General features: G+C 43.2%; 2 tRNA genes and 3 rRNA genes. All 5 read right to left on the reverse strand.

Features of this window, described 5'->3' with window-relative positions:
* Positions 1-26 precede the first annotated feature (26 nt).
* The 5 genes from rrf to ACOTVC_RS08380 all read right to left on the reverse strand — a co-directional run bounded on the left by rrf (position 27) and on the right by ACOTVC_RS08380 (position 5,552).
* Positions 27-143: ribosomal RNA gene (rrf, locus tag ACOTVC_RS08360) — 5S ribosomal RNA — on the reverse strand.
* A 278-nt stretch (positions 144-421) separates the two neighbouring features.
* Positions 422-3,329 (reverse strand): 23S ribosomal RNA (locus ACOTVC_RS08365).
* A 453-nt stretch (positions 3,330-3,782) separates the two neighbouring features.
* Positions 3,783-3,859: transfer RNA gene (locus tag ACOTVC_RS08370), tRNA-Ile, on the reverse strand.
* An 8-nt stretch (positions 3,860-3,867) separates the two neighbouring features.
* Positions 3,868-3,943: transfer RNA gene (locus tag ACOTVC_RS08375), tRNA-Ala, on the reverse strand.
* A 95-nt stretch (positions 3,944-4,038) separates the two neighbouring features.
* Positions 4,039-5,552: ribosomal RNA gene (locus ACOTVC_RS08380) — 16S ribosomal RNA — on the reverse strand.
* Together the 16S, 23S and 5S rRNA genes with 2 tRNA genes alongside form the textbook arrangement of a ribosomal RNA operon.
* Positions 5,553-5,826 lie beyond the last annotated feature (274 nt).

Raw genomic sequence — 5,826 nt, forward strand, 5'->3', positions numbered from 1 at the left:
AAGTAAGAATAATAAGAGAATTAACAAGTCCGCAATGAGCTACTTTCCCCCTGCCAGTAAGGCGTAGTATCATCACCCACGATGTGCTTAGCTTCTTGGTTCGGGATGGAGCAAGGCGTCTCCACATCTGTATAATCACGGACATTGTTATTTAAATATTCTATATTAATATAGCATAATAAAAACAATCAATAAGATTTAGATATAAAAATCATTTTTATTTTAGTTTTTAATCTTATTCTTATATTTAGATGTTTTATTAAACTAAATCACCTTATTGTTTTAGAATACTTAAAAAACAATGTTAAGAGCAAGTTCTAATATAAACTTTACTTGTAAGATTTTATAAGCTAAAATGTAATTTTCATATAAAAACATTCAAAGCTTTATTAAAAACCTTAACAAGGAAGTGATGCTTAAATAAGATAAGCCAAACGCTCTATTAGTACTGGTCAGCTAAAGGACTTTCATCCATTACACACCCAGCCTATCAAACTAGTAGTCTTCTAGAGAGCTTAGAGAAGATTCATCTTAGAGTTGGCTTCACGCTTAGATGCTTTCAGCGTTTATCCGTTCCAAACTTAGCTACGCTGCGATGCTCTTGGCAGAACAACAGCTACACCAGTGGTTTGTTCAACCCGGTCCTCTCGTACTAGGGTCAAATCTCTTCAATCTTCTTACGCCCACGGCAGATAGGGACCGAACTGTCTCACGACGTTCTGAACCCAGCTCGCGTACCGCTTTAAATGGCGAACAGCCATACCCTTGGGACCTGCTCCAGCCCCAGGATGCGATGAGCCGACATCGAGGTGCCAAACCTCCCCGTCGATGTGAGCTCTTGGGGGAGATCAGCCTGTTATCCCCGGGGTACCTTTTATCCTTTGAGCGATGGCCCTTCCACACAGAACCACCGGATCACTAAGACCGACTTTCGTCTCTGCTTGACTTGTATGTCTTGCAGTTAAGCTGGCTTATACCTTTATACTCTACGAACGATTTCCAACCGTTCTGAGCCAACCTTTGTAAGCCTCCGTTATTATTTGGGAGGCGACCGCCCCAGTCAAACTACCCACCAGACATTGTCCCACTTGAGGATAACTCAAGCTGGTTAGCTACCCAAATAAGAAAGAGTGGTATCTCAACAACGGCTCATATACAACTGGCGTCATATACTCAAAGCCTCCCACCTATCCTGCACATTCTTATCCAAATAGCAGTGTCAAGCTGTAGTAAAGGTCCACGGGGTCTTTCCGTCTTGCCGCGGGTAGGAGGAATTTTCACCTCCACTACAATTTCACTGGATCCCTCTTTGAGACAGCTCCCATCTCGTTACGCCATTCATGCAGGTCGGTATTTAACCGACAAGGAATTTCGCTACCTTAGGACCGTTATAGTTACGGCCGCCGTTTACTCGGGCTTCGATCAAGAGCTTCGCTAATGCTAACCCCATCAATTAACCTTCGAGCACCGGGCAGGCGTCACACCCTATACATCCTCTTACGAGTTAGCAGAGTGCTGTGTTTTTGGTAAACAGTCGGGAGGGACTCTTTGTTGTAAGTTTCTTCGCTTTCGGAGTAAATCCTAATACGAAGTGAACCACACCTTATACCGAAGATACGGTGCTATTTTGCAGAGTTCCTTAAAGAGAGTTCTTCCACGCGCCTTAGAATACTCATCCCACCCACCTGTGTCGGTTTACGGTACGGGCAACATTAGCTAAACTTAGAAACTTTTCTTGGCTCGACGGCATCAGCAATTCTCCTCGCTGTCCGAAGACTTTGAAGAGCCTTTCAGTTCTCGGAGTATTGTTATACGGATTTGCCTATATAACCTCCTACGACCTTAGACTAGCACTTCCATCCGCTAGCTTGCTTAGCCCTAAGCGTCCTTCCATCGCACACTAATGTTGGTATTGGAATATTAACCAATTTGCCATCGTCTACCCCTTTCGGACTCGACTTAGGACCCGACTAACCCTACGATGACGAGCATCGCGTAGGAAACCTTGGGTTTACGGCGTTAATGATTCTCACATTAATTATCGCTACTCATGCCTGCATGCTCACTTCTATTCGCTCCAGCACTCCTTACCGGTATACCTTCGGCGCAAATAGAACGCTCTCCTACCACTTGATAAAATCAAGTCTACAGCTTCGGTACTTACTTTAGCCCCGTTATATTTTCCGCGCAAAATCACTAGACCAGTGAGCTATTACGCTTTCTTTAAAGGATGGCTGCTTCTAAGCCAACCTCCTGGTTGTTTAAGTAACTTCACATCGTTTTCCACTTAAGTAAGATTTAGGGACCTTAGCTGGTAGTCTGGGTTGTTTCCCTCTTGACGACGGATTTTATCACTCGCCGCCTGACTGCTGTGATTACATATAAGGTATTCGGAGTTTGATAGGGTTTGGTACATTGGTGTATGCCCTAGCCCATTCAGTGCTCTACCCCCTTATACTACGACACAACGCTATACCTAAATATATTTCGGAGAGAACCAGCTATCACGAAGTTTGATTGGCCTTTCACCCCTATCCACAAGTCATCCGGGGGCTTTTCAACGCCTATCGGTTCAGTCCTCCACTAGTTCTTACACTAGCTTCAACTTGCTCATGGATAGATCACTTCGTTTCGGGTCTGCAGCATCTGACTTAAGCGCCCTATTCAGACTCGCTTTCGCTACGGCTTCGCGTGTGCTTAACCTTGCCAGACACCACAACTCGCAGGCTCATTATGCAAAAGGCAGTCCATCACACTGTATTGCTACATAGTGCTCTGAATGATTGTAAGCAAATGGTTTCAGGTTCTATTTCACTCTGATCACCTCAGTTCTTTTCACCTTTCCCTCACGGTACTTGTGCACTATCGGTCTGGTAGTAGTATTTAGGGTTGGATCGTGGTCGACCCAGCTTCAGACAGGATTCCTCGTGTCCCGCCCTACTCAGGATACTGCTAGCTAAGGTTTGGTTTTCGTATACGGGACTATCACCCTCTATGGCTACACTTTCCAGAGTGTTCTACTAACCTCACCTATTGCACATTGCAGTCCTACAACCCCCAGTGCAAGCACTGGGTTTGCCCTCTTGCGCTTTCGCTCGCCGCTACTGACGCAATCTCTATTGATTTCTTTTCCTATAGGTACTAAGATGTTTCAATTCCCTACGTTCGCTCCATTATGGTAGTATATATCTCTATATACTGGGTTGCCCCATTCGGAAATCTACGGATCAAAGCTTCTTGACAGCTCCCCGTAGCTTATCGCAGTCTAGTACGTCCTTCATCGCCTTTACCAGCCAAGGCATCCACCATTCGCTCTTAATAGCTTACCTTTTAAATTCATTCTAAAACGCATCACTTCCTTGTTAAAGTTTTTATGATAAGACTTTACTATCTTAAGACGGAAAGCATTTAAACACTTAATAAAACTAAATAAATTAGTCTCACTAAGCTGTGAGTTTAAAACTTGTCTTTAACTAAAAGCTAAAGAAAAGATAGTTAGGTTTTATCCTTCAACAAGTCCTGTAAAATTGTTTTTATTAAAACTTGCTTGTGACTCTTAACAATGATAATTCAAATAACATTAAATAACTAATCTAATATATAAATATTCTATTATTTATTTAGCTTAGGTCTTAAAACCTAAAGGAAGTATATATAAAGAGTTTAAATAATTTAAAAACATAAACAATAAATTATTTTACTTTACTTATTGCTTATTATTAGCTATATACTTGCTTTAAGTTTTAAAACTTTATATATGATTGATAAACAAATCTTTTTTATGGTGGGCCTAACAAGACTTGAACTTGTGACCTCACCCTTATCAGGGGTGCACTCTAACCAGCTGAGCTATAGGCCCTTAATAAATGGTGGAGAATAGCGGGATCGAACCGCTGACCTCCTGCGTGCAAAGCAGGCGCTCTCCCAGCTGAGCTAATTCCCCAAAATTAGCTTTTCATCAATCTTTGAAATCTAAACAAGGATGATTGAGTCTATATATGAACTGATAGTTGTGAGACTTATCAGTTTGTACTCTAGAAAGGAGGTGATCCAACCGCAGGTTCTCCTACGGTTACCTTGTTACGACTTCACCCCAGTCGCTGATTCCACTGTGGACGGTAACTAGTTTAGTATTCCGGCTTCGAGTGAAATCAACTCCCATGGTGTGACGGGCGGTGAGTACAAGACCCGGGAACGTATTCACCGTAGCATGGCTGATCTACGATTACTAGCGATTCCGGCTTCATGCTCTCGAGTTGCAGAGAACAATCCGAACTGGGACATATTTTATAGATTTGCTCCACCTCGCGGTATTGCGTCTCATTGTATATGCCATTGTAGCACGTGTGTCGCCCTGGGCATAAGGGCCATGATGACTTGACGTCGTCCACACCTTCCTCCTCCTTACGAAGGCAGTCTATTTAGAGTGCTCAGCCTAACTGTTAGCAACTAAATACGTGGGTTGCGCTCGTTGCGGGACTTAACCCAACATCTCACGACACGAGCTGACGACAGCCGTGCAGCACCTGTCTCTAAGTTCTAGCAAGCTAGCACCCTCTTATCTCTAAAAGGTTCTTAGGATATCAAGCCCAGGTAAGGTTCTTCGCGTATCTTCGAATTAAACCACATGCTCCACCGCTTGTGCGGGTCCCCGTCTATTCCTTTGAGTTTTAATCTTGCGACCGTACTCCCCAGGCGGTACACTTAATGCGTTAGCTGCATTACTGAGATGACTAGCACCCCAACAACTAGTGTACATCGTTTAGGGCGTGGACTACCAGGGTATCTAATCCTGTTTGCTCCCCACGCTTTCGCGCCTTAGCGTCAGTTAAGTTCCAGCAGATCGCCTTCGCAATGGGTATTCTTGGTGATATCTACGGATTTTACCCCTACACCACCAATTCCATCTGCCTCTCCCTCACTCTAGACTACCAGTTTCCCAAGCAGTTCAACGGTTAAGCCGTTGGATTTCACAAGAGACTTGATAATCCGCCTACGCGCCCTTTACGCCCAGTGATTCCGAGTAACGCTTGCACCCTCCGTATTACCGCGGCTGCTGGCACGGAGTTAGCCGGTGCTTATTCCTTAGGTACCGTCAGAATTCTTCCCTAAGAAAAGGAGTTTACGCTCCGAAAAGTGTCATCCTCCACGCGGCGTTGCTGCGTCAGGGTTTCCCCCATTGCGCAATATTCCCTACTGCTGCCTCCCGTAGGAGTCTGGACCGTGTCTCAGTTCCAGTGTGACTGATCATCCTCTCAGACCAGTTAAGCGTCATAGCCTTGGTGAGCCATTACCTCACCAACTAGCTGATACTATATAGTCTCATCCTACACCGAAAAAACTTTCCCTACTCAACTTGTGCTAAGCAGGAGTATAGAGTATTAGCAGTCGTTTCCAACTGTTGTCCTCTTGTGTAGGGCAGATTAACTATACCTTACTCACCCGTGCGCCACTAATCCACTTCTAGCAAGCTAAAAGCTTCATCGTTCGACTTGCATGTATTAGGCACGCCGCCAGCGTTCACTCTGAGCCAGGATCAAACTCTCCATAAAAATAATTGGATAAGTTTAATCTTTTTCTTCAAAGAAAAAGTTGATTGTTAAGATTTAAAAATAAATCTTTCTGGCTCAATCGATCACTTATTTAGATTTCAAAGATTGACTATAAGATTTGATTAACAATATTAATAATTTAAAGAACAAATATTAAAAAATTAAGACAAAAAGTCTTAGCTTTTTAAAACCCTTTCGTTAAAAAAGGAAATGAAATTATATCAATAAAAGCTTAAAGTTTTATTAAATAGATTAGACATGTGGGAATTTGTTT

This window comes from Campylobacter sp. GB48 (genome assembly GCF_049221845.1).
Classification (GTDB): Bacteria; Campylobacterota; Campylobacteria; order Campylobacterales; family Campylobacteraceae; genus Campylobacter_D; species Campylobacter_D lari_C.